The organism is Devosia sp. UYZn731, assembly GCF_040546795.1.
Classification (GTDB): Bacteria; Pseudomonadota; Alphaproteobacteria; order Rhizobiales; family Devosiaceae; genus Devosia.
The window spans coordinates 43,452-59,144 of record NZ_JBEPOL010000009.1; the positions used below are offsets into that span (position 1 = coordinate 43,452).

The 15,693-nt window shown below is 58.3% G+C and carries 13 protein-coding genes and 2 pseudogenes; 6 read left to right on the plus strand and 9 right to left on the minus strand.

Annotation, left to right across the window (positions count from 1 at the left end; genetic code table 11):
* The first annotated feature begins 26 nt into the window (after positions 1 to 26).
* Positions 27 to 1,598: a sugar ABC transporter ATP-binding protein gene (locus tag ABIB57_RS21045; RefSeq protein ID WP_354043211.1), complete on the plus strand. Its 1,572-nt coding sequence runs from the start codon at positions 27 to 29 to the stop codon at positions 1,596 to 1,598.
* Positions 1,595 to 2,611: an ABC transporter permease gene (locus ABIB57_RS21050; RefSeq protein WP_354043212.1), complete on the plus strand. Its 1,017-nt coding sequence runs from the start codon at positions 1,595 to 1,597 to the stop codon at positions 2,609 to 2,611. The genes ABIB57_RS21045 and ABIB57_RS21050 overlap by 4 nt, the downstream gene beginning before the upstream one ends.
* 822 nt (positions 2,612 to 3,433) lie before the next feature.
* On the opposite strand, the gene ABIB57_RS21060 is transcribed toward ABIB57_RS21050, so the two are convergent.
* The gene (locus ABIB57_RS21060; RefSeq protein ID WP_354043213.1) at positions 3,434 to 4,501 is read right to left on the minus strand and encodes an acyltransferase family protein; all 1,068 of its coding nucleotides are present in this window, start codon (positions 4,499 to 4,501) and stop codon (positions 3,434 to 3,436) included.
* 293 nt (positions 4,502 to 4,794) lie between these two features.
* Between ABIB57_RS21060 and ABIB57_RS21065 the strand changes: the two genes are divergently transcribed.
* Positions 4,795 to 5,163, plus strand: coding sequence for a VanZ family protein (locus tag ABIB57_RS21065; protein ID WP_354043214.1), 369 nt, complete (start codon positions 4,795 to 4,797; stop codon positions 5,161 to 5,163).
* A 473-nt stretch (positions 5,164 to 5,636) separates the two neighbouring features.
* Here the strand turns inward: ABIB57_RS21065 and ABIB57_RS21070 are convergent, their stop codons facing one another.
* Together ABIB57_RS21070 and ABIB57_RS21075 are read right to left on the minus strand one after the other, a co-directional pair.
* The gene (locus ABIB57_RS21070) at positions 5,637 to 6,809 is read right to left on the minus strand and encodes a sensor histidine kinase (RefSeq protein WP_354043215.1); all 1,173 of its coding nucleotides are present in this window, start codon (positions 6,807 to 6,809) and stop codon (positions 5,637 to 5,639) included.
* A gap of 314 nt (positions 6,810 to 7,123) precedes the next feature.
* Positions 7,124 to 7,501, minus strand: coding sequence for a VOC family protein (locus tag ABIB57_RS21075; RefSeq protein WP_354043216.1), 378 nt, complete (start codon positions 7,499 to 7,501; stop codon positions 7,124 to 7,126).
* A gap of 341 nt (positions 7,502 to 7,842) precedes the next feature.
* On the opposite strand from ABIB57_RS21075, the gene ABIB57_RS21080 reads away from it, so the two are divergent.
* Positions 7,843 to 8,406, plus strand: a complete 564-nt coding sequence (locus ABIB57_RS21080; protein WP_354043217.1) for a dihydrofolate reductase family protein — start codon at positions 7,843 to 7,845, stop codon at positions 8,404 to 8,406.
* Between the two features lie 287 nt (positions 8,407 to 8,693).
* Here the strand turns inward: ABIB57_RS21080 and ABIB57_RS21085 are convergent.
* The 3 genes and pseudogenes from ABIB57_RS21085 to ABIB57_RS21095 all read right to left on the minus strand — a co-directional run bounded on the left by ABIB57_RS21085 (position 8,694) and on the right by ABIB57_RS21095 (position 12,100).
* Positions 8,694 to 9,742 (minus strand): annotated as a pseudogene (locus ABIB57_RS21085) (flavodoxin family protein).
* A gap of 201 nt (positions 9,743 to 9,943) precedes the next feature.
* On the minus strand, positions 9,944 to 10,516 hold the full coding sequence (locus ABIB57_RS21090; RefSeq protein WP_354043218.1) for a hypothetical protein: 573 nt from the start codon (positions 10,514 to 10,516) through the stop codon (positions 9,944 to 9,946).
* Between the two features lie 180 nt (positions 10,517 to 10,696).
* Entirely contained in the window at positions 10,697 to 12,100 is a 1,404-nt protein-coding gene (locus ABIB57_RS21095; protein ID WP_354043219.1) for a beta-propeller fold lactonase family protein, read from the minus strand.
* A gap of 186 nt (positions 12,101 to 12,286) precedes the next feature.
* Here ABIB57_RS21095 and ABIB57_RS21100 point away from each other — a divergent pair, with 186 nt between their 5' ends.
* A complete protein-coding gene (locus ABIB57_RS21100) occupies positions 12,287 to 12,724 on the plus strand; it encodes a cupin domain-containing protein (protein WP_354043220.1) in 438 nt (145 codons plus the stop codon).
* Positions 12,667 to 13,200 (plus strand): helix-turn-helix domain-containing protein, encoded by a 534-nt coding sequence (locus ABIB57_RS21105; protein WP_354043221.1) that lies wholly within the window; start codon positions 12,667 to 12,669, stop codon positions 13,198 to 13,200. Before ABIB57_RS21100 ends, ABIB57_RS21105 begins: the two co-directional genes overlap by 58 nt.
* Before the next feature lie 259 nt (positions 13,201 to 13,459).
* Here ABIB57_RS21105 and ABIB57_RS21110 read toward each other — a convergent pair whose 3' ends face one another.
* From ABIB57_RS21110 to pepT, 3 genes and pseudogenes are all read right to left on the minus strand, one after another.
* Positions 13,460 to 13,969, minus strand: coding sequence for a sensor histidine kinase (locus ABIB57_RS21110; protein ID WP_354043222.1), 510 nt, complete (start codon positions 13,967 to 13,969; stop codon positions 13,460 to 13,462).
* Between the two features lie 163 nt (positions 13,970 to 14,132).
* Positions 14,133 to 14,359: pseudogene (locus tag ABIB57_RS21115) on the minus strand (alpha/beta fold hydrolase); the annotation flags it as partial.
* Positions 14,360 to 14,457: 98 nt separating this feature from the next.
* A complete protein-coding gene (pepT, locus tag ABIB57_RS21120; RefSeq protein ID WP_354043223.1) occupies positions 14,458 to 15,690 on the minus strand; it encodes a peptidase T in 1,233 nt (410 codons plus the stop codon).
* Positions 15,691 to 15,693: the final 3 nt, after the last annotated feature.

The following is a 15,693-nucleotide window of genomic DNA, read 5'->3' on the forward strand; positions in this document are numbered from 1 at the left end:
TTGCTCCAGACCAACAGGAGGGGCCGATGGCAGCCCTCGCCGTGTCACCATCGCTAGCGCCGCTGCTCGAAGTGGTTGGCGTCTCCAAGGAATTCGCCGGTGTCACGGCGCTCAACAACGTATCGCTCGAAGTGCGGGCGGGTGAAATCCTCGGCCTTCTTGGCGAGAACGGGGCGGGCAAATCGACGCTGCTCAAGATCCTTTCGGGCGCCCAACCCGCTTCCAGCGGCCGGATCGCCTTTGGCGGGCAGGACTACATGCCGGCCAGTCCCGAGGCGGCCAAGCGCGCCGGGATCGTGACGATCTACCAAGAACTCAGCCTGATCCCGACGCTGTCTGTGGCCGAGAACATCTTCATCGGCCGCGCGCCGGTGGGTGCGTTTCGCATCATTGACTGGCGCCGGATGCGGCAGGAAACGCGCAGTATCATTGCCCGGGTCGGGCTGACCATCGATCCGGACACTCCGGTTTCGGCGCTCTCGGTGGCGGAGCAGCAATTGGTTGAAATCGCTCGGGCGTTGTCGCTCGAGAGTAGGCTGATCATCATGGATGAGCCCACTTCGGCGCTGACCGAGACAGAGGTCAACCAATTGCTTGCCATCATGAACCGGCTGCGCGGGGAGGGCGTGGCGATCATGTTCGTCACCCATCGGCTGGAGGAAGCCTCCACAATCTGCGACCGCGTGACCGTGCTGCGCGATGGGCGTCTGGCGGGCCATCTGGTGCGTGAGGGCGGCCCGATCCAGTTGCCCCGGATTATCGAAAAGATGGTGGGACGAGCGGCGTCCGAACTCTATGCCCGGCCGGCCCAGAGGGGTATCGCCGGCGCCGTGCGGCTGACGGTGCGGGGTTTGCATACCGTCCGCGATCCAGACGCACCGCACGCCATCGTGCTGCAGGGCGTCGACCTCGATCTCAAGGCCGGCGAGATTCTTGGCGTGGCAGGCTTGGTGGGCTCGGGGCGGACGGAACTGGCACGGGCGATATTCGGGGCCGACAGGATTGCGGCGGGGACCATTACGCTCGACGGAAAGGCCATTGCGCCAAGCTCGCCAGCTGATGCCATCGCACTCGGGATCGGGCTGGTGCCGGAAGACCGCAAGCATCAGGCGATTTTTCCCATGCTGGGAATTCTGCAGAACTTCTCCGTGGCGACGCTTAGGGCCCATTCCAGTGGCATGGGCATCATGGCGCAGCGGCGAGAGCGGACCGCGCTGGCTGAATACAAAAAGATGCTGTCGATCCGCATGGCTTCGCCCGACCAGCAGATCGATGGCCTGTCTGGTGGCAACCAGCAAAAGGTTATCCTGGCGCGCTGGCTGGCGCGCGACCCCAAGGTGCTAATCGTCGACGAGCCGACCCGCGGGGTGGACGTCGGCGCCAAGGCCGAGGTGCATCAGATCTTGGTGCAGTTGGCCGCGCGCGGCATTGCGGTGATAGTGATTTCCTCCGAACTTTCGGAAATCCTGGCGGTGAGCGACCGGATCGTCACCATGCGGCAGGGCCGGGTGAATGGCAGCATGATGGCGGTCGATGCGACCGAGGAAAAACTGATGGCGCGGATGGCGCTCGAGCAGCGGCGGGGGAACCGGCAATGAGCAGCACAACAGAGCCGGCCGGGCGCAGTGGGCCGAACGGTTTCGCCATCGCCAAGCGCTTCGGGCCGCTGATGTTCCTGCTGGCGCTGATGATTGTGTTCACCGCCATGAAGCCAAGTTTCATCGACCCGATCAACGTGTTCAACATCATGCGGCAGATTTCCATTACTGGCCTGATCGCGCTGGGCATGACCTTCGTGATCCTCACTGCGGGTATCGACCTCAGCGTCGGCTCGCTGCTGGCGTTCTGCGGCATGATCGCGGCGGTCGTCGCTAAGGGCGGCACCGCCAATTCGATGTCGCTGTCGGCATCGGGATCGTCTGGCTTCGGCTGGTTTGCAGCACTCATCGCTGCAGTCGTGGTCGGCGCCCTTTGTGGTGGCGTGCAGGGCCTGGCAATCACGCGGCTCAAGGTGCCGCCATTCGTGGTCACCTTGGGCGGGCTGACGATTTTTCGCGGGCTCACGTTGACGGTATCGAGTGGCGGTCCGATTTCGGGTTTTGACACTTCGATGCGCTGGTTCGGTACGGGCCTGATCGGCCCGGTCCCAGTTCCGGTTATCATCTTCGCTATCGCCGCGGCGTTGTGCCACTTGGTGCTGCGGTACACGCGCTATGGTCGCTCGGTCTATGCGGTCGGCGGCAATGCCGAGGCCGCACGTCTGTCCGGACTGCGTGTCGATCGCATCCTGATCTCGGTCTATGTCATCGTCGGTTTTTTCGCCGGGTTGGCAGCGTTCGTATTGGCGGCCCGCTTGAATTCGGCCGAGGCCGTTGCGGGGATGGGGTACGAGCTGACGGTGATCTCCGCCGTGGTTATCGGCGGCACCTCGCTGTTCGGCGGGATAGGAAGTGTCGGCGGCACGGTGGTGGGTGCAGCGCTGATCGGCGTGCTGCAGAACGGGCTCCAGTTCAACAATGTATCGTCTTACACCCAGAGTATTGTCATCGGGCTCATTCTGATCCTGGCTGTGGCCTTCGATCGCTGGCTCAAGTCCCGCGCGAGGTCGTGAGCCGTTTCCCATGCTCGGGCCTGCGCAATAGCAGGCATTGGCGCGCGGCGGACGGGCAGCGGTGCCGATAGGCGAATGACGGCTTTTGGACCTGGAACAGGCGATAGCTGCCGCTCTTCCAGCTGCACGCCGATGGCGGGTTCCGACCCCATATAAGCCGTTGAGGAGAGGATTTCGATTTCTCAAAACCTGCCCTTCCGGCTGGCCGGCTCAAATCGACAACGGCGTGGGAAGCGGACAGTCCGCTTTTTTCGGAAACACCCACAGCAGTCGGAAGCCTGGCGTGTGACGCGCGGATCGATCCCATCGCCTTGATCTCTCACGCGAGCGGTCCTACGAGATTGAGCATGACCACACACCTCTGATTGGCCGCCCGCAGCGGCATTGGGCGAAGCGCCGTCCCGCATTCACGCGGGGCGAAATTCAACTGGCCCAGCCAAAATCAGAGATCTGAATGCCCACACTTTACTCCATTTGTGGTCTTCCCGGTTCGGACAAGACCTCACTCGCGAAAACCATCGAACATGAAGCAAGGTCGGGGCCAACTTCCACTTCTAGGCGATGTCGTGTGCAGCCCCCGTCGCACCCCGACACAATTACCTGACTGCCAGGCGGTGCCAATTCGCCTGGCGTAGCCATCAGGCTTGGCTGTATGGCGCCCTATATTCAAGCGAGAGCGAGACGATTCGCGTAGTGCTTCGGCAGACGCGCAATGGACAGGCTGCCCTGCGATCTGGTTACCAGTACTGAGGCTGCCTATTTTGCCTGGTTCATCCCTCCGTCGAGCAGCTTGTCCGCGGATGCGCGAGGATTAATCCCTTCTCAGACACTAAGCCGCCGCAGCCTTGATTGGCGCCGGACGATGCCGTCGCTTGGCAAGCCTGCGACCCTCGGGGAGAAGAGCCGCAGGATCGGCCTTTCAATAAACTGGTGGACAAGCAGCCCGGCCAGAAGTGCTCCAATGATCGCCGTCGCAATGGTGAGGTCATACTTCAACATCCCCTCGATCGGCAGCAGACGCGAGGCAAGCGCAACCGCGACTCCCACCACGAACATATGGACGAGGTAAGTTGAATAGGATGCGTCGCCGAGCATCTCCAGCGGCCTGACCTTCCGAGTTTGAGCGTCAAACCGGACACCTGCCATTAGCAGGCACGCTGAGGCTACCAGCAGGGCAACGAAGGTCACGGCACCATCGGTGGTGAGTCCGAAGACAAGGGCACTGACGCCGGTAACCACCAGCAATTGAGCGAAAAACTTGGGCACCTTCTCCAAGCGCCGCTCGATGAACAATTGTCCGATCCATCCGCCTGCGCAAAAAGCCAGAAGCGATACGTTTGCGTAAAAACTCAACACCAGGTTCTGCGGCTGTACGATCAGGCCGAATGTGCTCAGCGCAGCAAAAATTGCGGTGAGCACAACGACCCGCCACCGGGAACTGAGGGCCGCGCAGGCGGCGAATGCCAAGTAAAAGAAGATTTCATAGTTTAGGGTCCATCCCAAGCTCAGTAGCGGGCTATAGCCACCGCGTCCTGGCGCTTCATGAGGGATGAACAACAAGGATTCAAAGTAGTGCGGCCATGTGAAAACCGTGCTCTTGAACAGGGACGGCATGACCAAGGCCAGCAAGGCGGCGATGGTCGTAAATAGCCAGTACATCGGCACCACACGGGCGGCGCGGCGTTTGAGAAACCGGCCAGGCGAGAATGAGCCGGTTCCCGTTATGGCCACCATGATGAAGCCGCTTATGACGAAGAACAGCGTCACCCCCAGCTCGCCGAGATTTTCCAGCAGCTGACTTGACTGAGGCAATGGATGGTCTGCGGCATGAGCGACGACGACCAGCACCGCCGCCAGTCCGCGCATGTACTGAACTGAATATAGCTTCACTATCAGCCCCACCGTTCAACTAGACGGACTCAAAAGTAGCACCGAGCCTCGATGCAGCGCGAAAGTCTCGGCCATCAAGGTTAAGGCGTCAGCCGGGATCTCACCGCCAACTCGCTACAGGCCCAAAGGGTAGCCCAGAAACTGACTTCGCTCAGCCGGGAGACTTGTTTGTTCAACCCCGGATATTGTCGATGCCATCGGTGGAACCATAAGACCAGAGGGCTCGGCCGCCGCCGGGGTTTGACAATCCGGGCTAACCATCCAGCATTCCAGACGCTTTTTGTCGGCGCTGAATGTTCTATGACAAAATCATGACGCACACTGCATTTCGAATTCTCGCTTGGCTGCTTCTGTCAGCGATTGTGTTTGCCACACTAGGGCCACTTGGCCTCCGTCCGATTAGCGGCTATCCGGTGCAGATCGAGCGGGCTGCAGCGTTTTTTGGCGTGGGCCTCGTCTTCGTTCTTGCTTATCCCCGCCACATCGTGGCGGTCACGGTGTTGGTGCTGCTCAGCGCAGTAGGACGGGAGGTCCTACAGACTTTTAGCTTTGATCGCCACGGACGAGAGATAGACGCCATAGCTAAGATCATCGGCGCCTTGGCCGGATTGACGGTTGGCATGATTGCGACCAAAATACTGGAAATGCGATCGCGCTTTTGAAAAGCGCGGTCTCTGCAACGCCAGCCCGCGCGGCGCTCTTTGTCCCAACAGTGAACTTCTGGATCGGGGCCGGTCGCCGGGGGCCGCTTTTGGATCGGGAAAGAGAGATAACAGCCCTTTGTCAGACTGCTGGCCAAAGGCAGCTATCGACCCCATGGCTGCCCTCCCCAAGATCAGGCAATGCGACCGCATAAAGTCACGCGATGATCATTAACGGTAAAACAATGCCATCCGAATAGGCAACAATCAAAAGTGGCATGCTTAAAGTAAACCGCGTCTCTTTCTCATCGCATGCGACGCTGAGCTCGCCACCGCGGGCCGCTACGATCTGGTGAGCGATATACAGTCCCAAACCTACCTTGCCGACCCAAGCATAGCGCGCCTTAGGTGCAGAGAGACACATCCCCATAAGTCAGTCGGATGTTTCAGAATTAGAGACGCGGTTTCAAATATTGACGCTTATTGGTGACGGCCTACCGCTTCTGAAGACTATCAGGTGATTGAGCGAAATCTCCCCCACCGACCGACGCATCGATGGACCGGGGGAAGATAGCGGTGAATCTGGTGCCGTCTTTTTCAGACGAACTAACCTTGATGGTTCCGCCGTGGGCCGAGACAATTTCTTTTGTAATATAAAGTCCCAAACCAAGGTTTGTGGTGCCGCTGCCTTCGTCTTCGCCTCGGACCATGGCCTCGAAGATTCCAACGATCGTATCTTTGGGTATCGGGATGCCTTGATTATGGACGGAGAGTGAAACAGCATCTGCCTCGCCGCTGACTGTGATGTCGATGGGCAAGTCGGTAAAACCATACTGGACAGCGTTACCAAGCAGATTTGAAAACACCTGTCCAATGCGAGGTCTGTCCCATAAGCCTATGGTGTCGCCCGAGCTCTTGATCAAGAACGTTCGGCTTGGATGAAGGCTCCGCATCTCCTGAACCAGTTGGCGACACACGAAGGCCATATCCATCTGCTCACGGATGACCTTCATGCCTGAGCCAAGCCGAGCCCGCGTAACATCTACAAGCTGATCAATTATTTCAATCGCCCGCGCGCCGCTTAGGCTAACCTGCGCTATGAACATCTTTTGGCGCTCAGTCAGCGACTCTATTTTTGCGATCAGCTCGGCTGACATCATCATCGCGCCAATAGGATTGCGAAGATCATGCCCCAAGACCGCTAAAAACAGATCGCGGGAGTGTTCTACCTTTTTTGAGTAGTAGCTGATCGATTCCGTCGTTGCTTGATCGATGGCCTCGTTGAACCGAACTAGATCTGCCATACTCTGACGCGTCGGTTCCAAATCCTGAGCGCCCCATAACTTGGTTACGCTGGCGCGAAGGGCGCGATATTCAGACACCATTTGATCGAGATTGAAGCCGCCTGCTTGGCGTAGGGCTGCGTGAATCTCGGCAACGCTGTCCATCGGTGACTTAGGCTTCTTGCCGCGCGATTTATCCACCTGCTCGGTGTCAGTCTGGACGGTGTCAATATCGTCCGCGATGAAGTCGAGGATGAAGCTAATATGGTTACGCAGTGAAAGTGGGGTCATGCCATCGGCAGCTGGAACCAACGAGCGAGCGAAACTCTCCCACTCAGCAATGATTGCTTGGGAGTTTCCGCGGATAAAGGCCGACAGTCGCATGTTATTCCTACCTCGGTCGCCGCCTGAGGAAAATTGACGCTAAATGTCGTTAGGGATGATCCGCACTAAAGGCTAGGAGACGCCTTGGATCGGTCTGTCTGAGAGCAATCATTAACATATGACACAGACTCCCTAAAAACCATAACGTCATCGCTGTAGGAGAAAATGCTTCGCTGTCTCCAACAGCTTGAGGCAATGCGGGCCGTCTAAGTGGGGCGAGAAGGCCGGGGCGGGTAAAGCCGGGCCCTTTCGCACAATTCAAGGCTTTGCACCACGCGTAACTTCATTGTCGAGCGACAGTTAGCTTGGGCAGGCTACTCATTTCCTGCGACGCCAATCAGGTTCCCTTCTGGGTCCTTAAAGCGTCCAATAACCAAGGTTCCGGCGGGATTGCTGGTCGGCCCAATGATACGGTTTCCGCCAAGCTGTTCCGCTAATGCCAAAGCTTCCTCGACATTTTCCACACCGACATAAAACAATGTCTGTGGGGAAAAAGCTTCGCCTCCTCCAACACCACCAGCAACGCCGATGTCTGAGAGGGGAGAGATGAATCCATAATTTTCAGGCTCTGAAACGGTATCGGAAACTTTGCCGGAAAGATCGTATTCCCAGCCAAAAAGTCGATTGTAGAATGATCGGAGGCTTTCGGGATGACTTCCGATAATTTCAAAATGAACTACAGCGTTGGGCATAACGCTCCCCTTTGAATCGTCAGCTTGGACCTCGCATTATACACAACGAACGACACACCCCCGCAAGGTTTATTGGGATTGGCGATACGGTGCAAAAATCAAGATTTATGCGCCACACAATGTTTGTTCGTCACAAAATTCGGGATCGATATCCCCCTGATCGTTGTTTTCCGGACTAAAGCACGTGCAGAAGGAACATGACTGAACTCGTTTGCGACCTCATCATCAGCCTTGACGGCTTTGCATAGGCAAGCAACCGGTGGAGCAGAAATGATGCGCGCTATCACCATGTTTACCATTACTCCCAAGGGACAGGCGCAGAAACATTTGAAGGAGATGACATGCGGAAAGTGACCCTGATTATGAACGTATCGATCGATGGCTATGTCGTTGCACCGAAGGATGCGGATATCGATATCCAAATGATGGCCGAGCCAGCAGAACTTAAGAAATGGAAGCTTGATCGCATCTCGCGCGCAGGAACGTACATCATGGGCCGTGTGACCTATGATGGGATGAAGACTTTCTGGCCAAAGTCCAAGGACCCCTATGCGGCACCGATGAACGACATCCCTAAGGTCGTCTTTTCCAAAACCCTGAAGAAGGCGGACTGGCCGGAAAGCACTATCGCCACCGGCGAACTCGCCACCGAAATCGCAGCCTTGCGGAAACGGCGCGGAGGCGAGATCATCGCATGGGGCGGGGCGCGCTTCGCGCAGGCGCTGATCCGCGCCGATCTTATCGATGAGTTCGCGCTGATTACCGCCCCGGTGGCATATGGCGGCGGTAAGCCCTTATTCATCGAGCTTCCCAAGGCATTGCAATTGAAGGTGCTGGGCACGACCAACTTTGCCAGTGGCCATATGCTGCGGCAGTATGCAGCAAGGAGCGCTGGTCGTGCCTAATGGGCATATCGCAGAAGGAGAGCCTGATGAAACCGACCATAATCGCCTTTGACGGTGCGCCGACGAAGTAGGGCAACGAGACGCTGGCCAAGCGCCGGCGCGATAAGCCCAAGACGCGGGCCGTCTAAGCGGGGCAGGAAGGCCGCGCAAAGGCAGGGCGGGCAAAGTCGAGCCTTGTGCGCTATTCAAGGCTTTTGCGCCGCGCGTAACTTCGATTGTGCAACGACAGTTAGCCTAGCCAAGCTACTTATTTCCTGCGACGCCGCTCGTCCTTCAGCTTCGTCTAGCTACTTCTGCCGTGGTCGCTTCAGATCGGCGCCAGCCGAGGTCCATCTGCCTTCCCGCTTCGCCTCTATAGCTTCGACCAGCGTTTCGGCGGCATTTTTCACTTCGCCCTGTATGGCCTTGTCCATATCCAGGGCTTTGTGGCTGGTGGCGTAGCGTTCCCAGTAGCCGATGTAGCGGTCAACCTCGGCCTTGTTGCCGGCAGTCTCCAGACCCATGAAGCTGAGCCATGCACTGATCGAGCGGCGCACATTTTCGGCGCCTTCGACGTCACCGTGCACCACGACCGAAAACAGCCGGCCTTTCAGATATTGCGGATAATCCCACCCATCGAGCTCAAGTTGCTTGGCTATTTCAGCGTCCTGCCGTGGGTCGAGGTCGGGTCGGAATTGCCGCCATCGGCGCAAACCATTCGGTCCATCATGGCCTTGAGCGGCGAGGTGACCTGATACCAGTTGACCGGAGAGACGATGAAAACGGCGTCTGCCTTTACCCACATCGGATAAATTTCGTTCATCCAGTCCTGCGTCTGGCCGAGCGAATAGTTGGGATAGCAGGAGCATGGGAAATGGCAGAGCGTCGCAGCCGTCGAAAAACAGGTTTTGCAGGGATGGATGCTGCGTCCATATTCGGACGAAGTTCGCGACAGGTCTAGCAACTCAACGTCGATGTCGGCCGCGTCGAAAACCTTGGAGGCAATCTTGGCCAGCCGGAACGACTTCGAGGTTTCGCCCGGGCAAGTGTGCTCACTGCGCGAGGCGGAATTGACCACCAGGACGCGGGGGCGCCGTTTCTTGATTTCGTAGAGGCGCTGCGCCTTATCGACTGCTGCCTTAGCGGCAATCCAGTCATCGGCAAGATCGCAATCAGGGTCGCTGTAACCAGTACCCGCCTTGTGCGTCAGTGGCGACTTGCGCGCATTGATATAGCCATCCCACGCAGCATCCGCGATCGCGCCCAGCGAGACCTTGAGGCTATCGAATGCCGGGTCGATGTACTGGCTTAGAAACCGGCTCTTAAACTCGGCTTCCTTGAGATTTACCGAAGGCATATCTTTGCGAGGCTTGGGGGCTATGGCGTTTTTTCGCTCATGACATACTCCTTGGCAACTGCAGAACGGCGCCGATAACAACGTCGCAACGCACTAAAGGCGTCGGGGGCCGGGATCGACCTCAAAGCGGCGACTGTGACTGGAGCGGTGCCGATTTCCAGGAGGCCGCCACACCGCAGCGGCCTCCTGGGGAGTGGGTGGTTACATCGCCGGCGGGGTCATCGCCAACTTATTGCACTCTGCCATAGCGTCAGCGGACGAAGTGTCGATCATCGACATCTTGCCGTCCTTGTCGCTCATCATCATCATGCAACCAGGGGCTGGTTTGGCCATGCCCATCATCGTGTCGGCCATGGCCGGATCGGTGACCATCATTGAGCCCATATGCCCGTCCGGCATCATTGCCATCGCCATGTTCGGCGCCATCATGGCAGGCGTGGCCATATTGTCATCGGCGGGCATTGCCGCCGGCGTCATCGCCAGCTTGTTGCATTCCGCCATGGCGTCAGCTGACGAGGTATCGACCATGGACATTTTGCCGTCCTTGTCGGTCATCATCATCATGCAGCCCGTAACAGGCGTGGCCATGCCCATCATCTTGCTGGTCATCGCGTCGTCCGTCATCATCATCGAACCCATGTGGCCGTCGGGCGTCGTCGCCATCATCATATTGGGGGCCATCATGCCGGGCGTCATTGCCGTCTCGGCAGCGAAAGCCGGGCCAATGGCCAAGGCAGCAATACACACGGCACTAACAAAATAGTTGAGGCGCATTTTATGCTCCGATCTGGGGTTATGCCGCAAAAACAGCGGCGTGTTACCTTAGCGCTGTAGAAAGTCTGCAGTTGTTCACTTCTCTGTCAGGCTCCGGCACCGTACGTTTTCGGGCAAAACCCGGCAGAACGAAATCAACCGCCGCACGATTAGCGCGACGGCTCAATAATTTACGGAGAATTACTTCGAGAACCCTGTGAGCCCCAGAAAGTTGTAGGCGCCCTTGAACGTGTCGGCCGCAGCCTCGACGCGGGTTTCGTCGACCAGTGTCAGCTTGCCGGACTCGGCATTGAACTGCGACACGGTAAACGACTGGTACGAGCCATTGACATAAAGGCTCTTGCCATCGGGGGAGATGTACAAGTCCTTGGTGTCGCCGGCCGGAGTGGTGTCGGCGCGGTGCGCAAAAGCGGTCACCGGGCCAGGGCCTTCAATGGACACGTCGCCCGAGGATGAAACATTGAATTCCGAAATGATGTTGCCGGTGAAGCTGGCAACGTAGAGCTTCTTGCCGTCGGGGCTCAGCACGGTCCAGCAAGCTTCGTCGGCGCCGCCATTGGCATCATCGCCGGTGCCGAAATTGGCTGTCTTGGTGATGCTTTTGCCGTCATCGGTCAGGACAGTCAGGCTGTTGTCGAGCGTGTCGGGTGTGAGATTAAAATTGGACACGTAAACGCTGTCGCTATCAGCTGACCAGCTAAAGCCGATCGAGCCGGCAATGCCGGTTTCTTCAAAATGCCGTTCGCCGTCAACTTTGCCGGTGGCCACATCAAAGTCATAAAAATACACGCGGCTAGGGCGCTGTTCGGTTGGCATGGCGGTGGCAAAGTGGGCTACGCCCCAGGTGGCGAGTGCGAGCTTGGTTCCATCAGGGCTGAACTCGACGTTGTCGGGTCCGCCATTCATGCCGTCGAACGTTTCGAGCACGCTGTTCATCGTCAGATCGCCAGTCAAGGAGTCAAACGACATCAGCGCAATGTTGCGGTCGGGCGAGACTTTGGAAATGTCGCCGCCAGCGGCGAAGAATTCCTTGTTGGGATAGTACTCGATAGGGTCTTCTCCCTTGCCGCCTTTCTGTATGTTCGGATTGCCCATTTGATTGGCGACAACGACCCAATAAACGGTGCTGCCTTCCGATTTTGGCTCGACGGCAATGCTAACCGGGCGGGCGCCACCGGATGGCACATTGCCCTTTAGCGTCAGATCGCCCGTGGTGCGATCGAGGTTGAATACCGAAACGGTGTTGCCGCCGGCATTCACGTTAAGCAGGTAGTCGCCAACAATTTCTATGCCGCCTTGCGCGTCGAAGTCGCCGGCGGCGTCGCCGCCAGCGGTCGGATCGGCGCCGCCCTTGGACTCGGTGGAAAAGGCCCTCTCGTTCTTGAGCGAGCCATCGGCGTCGCGATCGAACGCCACCACACTGTTGGTATCAGTGCCATTCAGCGTTGTGTAGATATAGCCGGCAGCATCCTCGGCTGCAAAGCTATGTCCAGTCAGGATAGTGGTTGACAGCAGCGCAAATCCCGCCAGTTTGACGAGTACAGCCTTTTTAGTTTCGAACCCACGCGAAATTATTTTTGTCATTGTCTTTGTTCTCCATGAGGGGACCGCATCCACTGTGGCGGACACGTCTGAGCTGGCCGTACGCCGGTAGCGAAGTTGTTTGAAACTTCTGCGCTGCGGCACCGTTACATCCTGTTGAGCCGGCCATCTATGGAACCCGCGAAGCGGTGCTTGATCGTTCCAAATGCGTGCTGTGGGGAGCCAGACGTGAGCGCGATTTTTGACCGCCTACTAGGTTCTCTCGATCTCAAAATTAGTGCGATTGGCTATTGCGAAGTTCACTCAGGCTGGCGCCTGTCGTTTCCGCCATCCCCGATCGCCCATGTGCATTATGTTCTACAAGGCACCGGGCGGCTGGAGATCCCCGGTCGCCAGCCGATCCTGCTGGGTCCGGAAACTTTCGTGCTGATACCCTCGGCGCTCAAAGGCCAGTTCGAAGCCAGCGGACGCACGATACGGGAAGTGGAAGCTGCTCTTGAAGCGCAGAATGGGCCATCGCTCCTGCAGCATATCAAAGCCGGCGACGGTACCGAGATGCCGCTGGTGTTTGTCTGTGGCACCGTGATGTTGGACAGCGCCGGACGCCGGTGCTGCTCGACCCGCTCGGGGAAACCATCACCAGCGCCAAACTGGAATCCCCAATAGCACCCCGCGCCATCGAACAGCTGATTTCTGAACTTAGCACCCCCCGCGCTGGCAGCCGTCCCATTGTCGAACAGCTGCTGCGTCTGTGCCTGCTCTTGCTGCTGCGCATGCAGCACGATGAGGGGCGCTATCCCGAATGGATGCTGGGTTCGGCCTCAAGCAACCTGCTCGAACAGGTTATCCTCAAGCTCATTGATATGCCCGAAGGCGATTTTTCCATCGACGAGCTTTCACGCATGGCAGGCATGAGCCGCAGCAGCTTCCTCAGAATTTTCACTGAAACTCTGGGCCAAAGTCCTGGCGAATTCGTACGCGATCTGCGCCTAAAACAGGCCGCGCGCTTACTCGCCACCACACAACGACCCATCGAACGGGTTGCGACAGCCGTCGGCTACGAAAGCCGCAGCCACTTCTCAAAGCTTTTCAAGTCGCGGTATGGGGTCGATCCCACGGAATACCGGCGCAACGCGCAGTAGGGACTTACGGATCAACTACCGTACTCGTTCCAATCATCCGTGCTCCTGAAAGCGGCAAGGTTGATGTGTCTCTGTCCCGAATTGGAGGTGCTGTTCATCTCTGGCTACGCGGAAGACGCCGCGCTCAACCGCAGACACAGGGCATGGCATCCAGATAATGGGCAAGCCGTTCCAGTGGGACGCTTTCGTGCGAAAGGTCGCCGACTGGCGATCCCGGATATAAAAGACTGAGTGCCGACCCAACTGCGGCTCGCCGGCGTCATTGCATCGGCATCCGGAAAGTGAACTTGGTCTGTTTAGCGTTTGACTCCACCCTCAGTGTCCCACCATGGGCCTCGGCGATCCGGCTGGCGATAAACAGGCCCAACCCCAGGCCCTGCACGCTGGGTTGGACCTCCCGCGATAGAACGGCTGGAACAGGTGCTCCATGGCAGCGGGCGGATCGGCTCCCCCCGTTGACGATCGAGAGGGTGAAATGCCCGTCGGCGATGATTGCCTGGATGGTGATGGGGCGATCGTGTGCGCCGTACGTGACGGCATTCTCCAGCAGGTTAGAAAACATCTGGGCAATGCGGGAATGCTCAAGGTCGACCGCATGCGGCAGATCAAACAGAGCTTCGATGGCCCTATCCGGGTGCCCAACCCGCATTTCCTCGATGACCTGCGCAATCGTGGCTTCGATCCCCCGGTCGCGTTGGCGGTCCAAAGCAATGCCGCCCCCGAGCAGGCTGCGCGCCAGATCCACGACATCATCGATCAGTCCTGACATCCTCGCAATGCTCTCACTCATCAGTCCGAGAATACGAAGGGTCTTTAGGCTTTCAGGGTGCTCCCGCTCTAGGATGCGACGCCCGCCTCAGTCCCGGCGAGCGGATTGCGAAGATCGTGTCTCGCAGCACGGCAATGAATTGCTCACGAAACTGCGCGGTCGGGACGTATTCCCCGACTGCCGGGGCTGCAATGATGTCTTCTGCACATTGAAGGATCAACGTCCGCGCCGTGACGCGCGGCAGATCGGCGCGATTGTCCGAAGTAAAGGTCGTTCGTGCGAATGCCTTGGCGATCGCGGGATCGGTGCGGCAGAAACTATTGGTCAACTCCTCCCCAAGCTCAGGTCGGTCGGATTGCCCATGATCGCAGGCGCCATGGCCGCCGACCAGATACCAACGAGCTATTAGGGCGGCGTAGCCCGCATCGGCTCATGGCTCCTCACGAAATGTCCCACTGCGGAAGTGGGCAATTTGCGGTCAGCGCGGTTCATGCTCGCTCTTCCCAGACGCGCGCCAGTTCAACGATGGTGGCGACGGCCTTTTCCATGTCCTGCCGGCTGACCCATTCGAGGGGGGAGTGGAAGGCATGGCCGCCCGCGAAGATATTGGCGCAGGGCAAGCCCATGAAGGACAGTCGCGAACCATCGGTCCCGCCCCGAATTGAGCCGCGAGTTGGCTCCATGCCCGCCCGGCGGATGGCTTCCACGGCGTAGTCCACGATCTCGGGATTTTGGTCGAGCACCAGTTTCATGTTGCGGTACTGCTCCTTGATCGTGATGCGGTACGTCGAGTGCGGGTATGCGGCGATCACGGTCTTGGCAATCTCATCGACCATGGCGGCCTTTGTAGCCAGTCCAACTTCGGTGAAATCGCGTACGATCATGGTGATCTTCGCCTTTTCCATCGAACCGGTGATGCCGACGGGATGCACGAAGCCATCTCGGCCCTCGGTGCCTTCGGGCGAGACGTCACGCGGCAGCCGGGCAGTGATTTCGCCGGCAATCTTGATCGCGTTTTCCATCCGGTCTTTGGCAAAGCCGGGATGGATGGCAACGCCCGTAATGGCAATTTCCAGTCCGTCGGCGGAAAAGGTTTCGTCCTCGACGGAGCCCGCGGTTTCGCCATCCATCGTATAGGCAAATCTGGCTCCTATCTTATTGAGATCGGCCTTGTCGACGCCGCGTCCAATTTCCTCATCGGGGGTGAACAGCAGCTTGATCGTCCCGTGCCGGATGGACTTGTCATGCAGCAGGATTTCGGCCGCTGTCATGATCTCGGCAAGACCGGCCTTGTCGTCGGCGCCGAGCAGGGTCGTACCATCGGAGGTGATCACGTCGTTGCCGACCTGGTTGGCGAGTTCGGGATGCTCGGCTACGCGGATCACGCGGCTGGCATCGCCGACCAGGGTGATGTCGTCGCCGGCATAGTTGCGCAAAACCTGCGGCTTGACGTTGGTCCCGCTAAAATCGGGCGCCGTATCCATGTGCGAGCAAAAGCAGATGACTGGCACGTCCTTGTCGGTATTGGCCGGCACGGTGGCGTAGACGTAGCCGTTCTGATCCAAATGGGCATCGGCAAGGCCGATGGCCAGAAGCTCGGATACCAGCACACGGCCCAAATCTTTCTGCTTGTCGGTCGAAGGTTGGGTCGGTGAGGCAGCGTCCGACTGCGAATCGATGACCACGTAGCGCAGGAAACGGTCGAGAACGGTATCGGTCATGAT

Excerpts from the sequence above, each read along its gene's own strand:
- ABIB57_RS21045 (WP_354043211.1), top strand. The coding sequence starts at position 27 with ATGGCAGCCCTCGCCGTGTCACCATCGCTAGCGCCGCTGCTCGAAGTG.
- ABIB57_RS21050 (WP_354043212.1), top strand. The coding sequence starts at position 1,595 with ATGAGCAGCACAACAGAGCCGGCCGGGCGCAGTGGGCCGAACGGTTTC.
- ABIB57_RS21065 (WP_354043214.1), top strand. The coding sequence starts at position 4,795 with ATGTTCTATGACAAAATCATGACGCACACTGCATTTCGAATTCTCGCT.
- ABIB57_RS21070 (WP_354043215.1), bottom strand. The coding sequence starts at position 6,809 with ATGCGACTGTCGGCCTTTATCCGCGGAAACTCCCAAGCAATCATTGCT.
- ABIB57_RS21075 (WP_354043216.1), bottom strand. The coding sequence starts at position 7,501 with ATGCCCAACGCTGTAGTTCATTTTGAAATTATCGGAAGTCATCCCGAA.
- ABIB57_RS21080 (WP_354043217.1), top strand. The coding sequence starts at position 7,843 with ATGCGGAAAGTGACCCTGATTATGAACGTATCGATCGATGGCTATGTC.
- ABIB57_RS21090 (WP_354043218.1), bottom strand. The coding sequence starts at position 10,516 with ATGCGCCTCAACTATTTTGTTAGTGCCGTGTGTATTGCTGCCTTGGCC.
- ABIB57_RS21095 (WP_354043219.1), bottom strand. The coding sequence starts at position 12,100 with ATGACAAAAATAATTTCGCGTGGGTTCGAAACTAAAAAGGCTGTACTC.
- ABIB57_RS21110 (WP_354043222.1), bottom strand. The coding sequence starts at position 13,969 with ATGTCAGGACTGATCGATGATGTCGTGGATCTGGCGCGCAGCCTGCTC.
- pepT (WP_354043223.1), bottom strand. The coding sequence starts at position 15,690 with ATGACCGATACCGTTCTCGACCGTTTCCTGCGCTACGTGGTCATCGAT.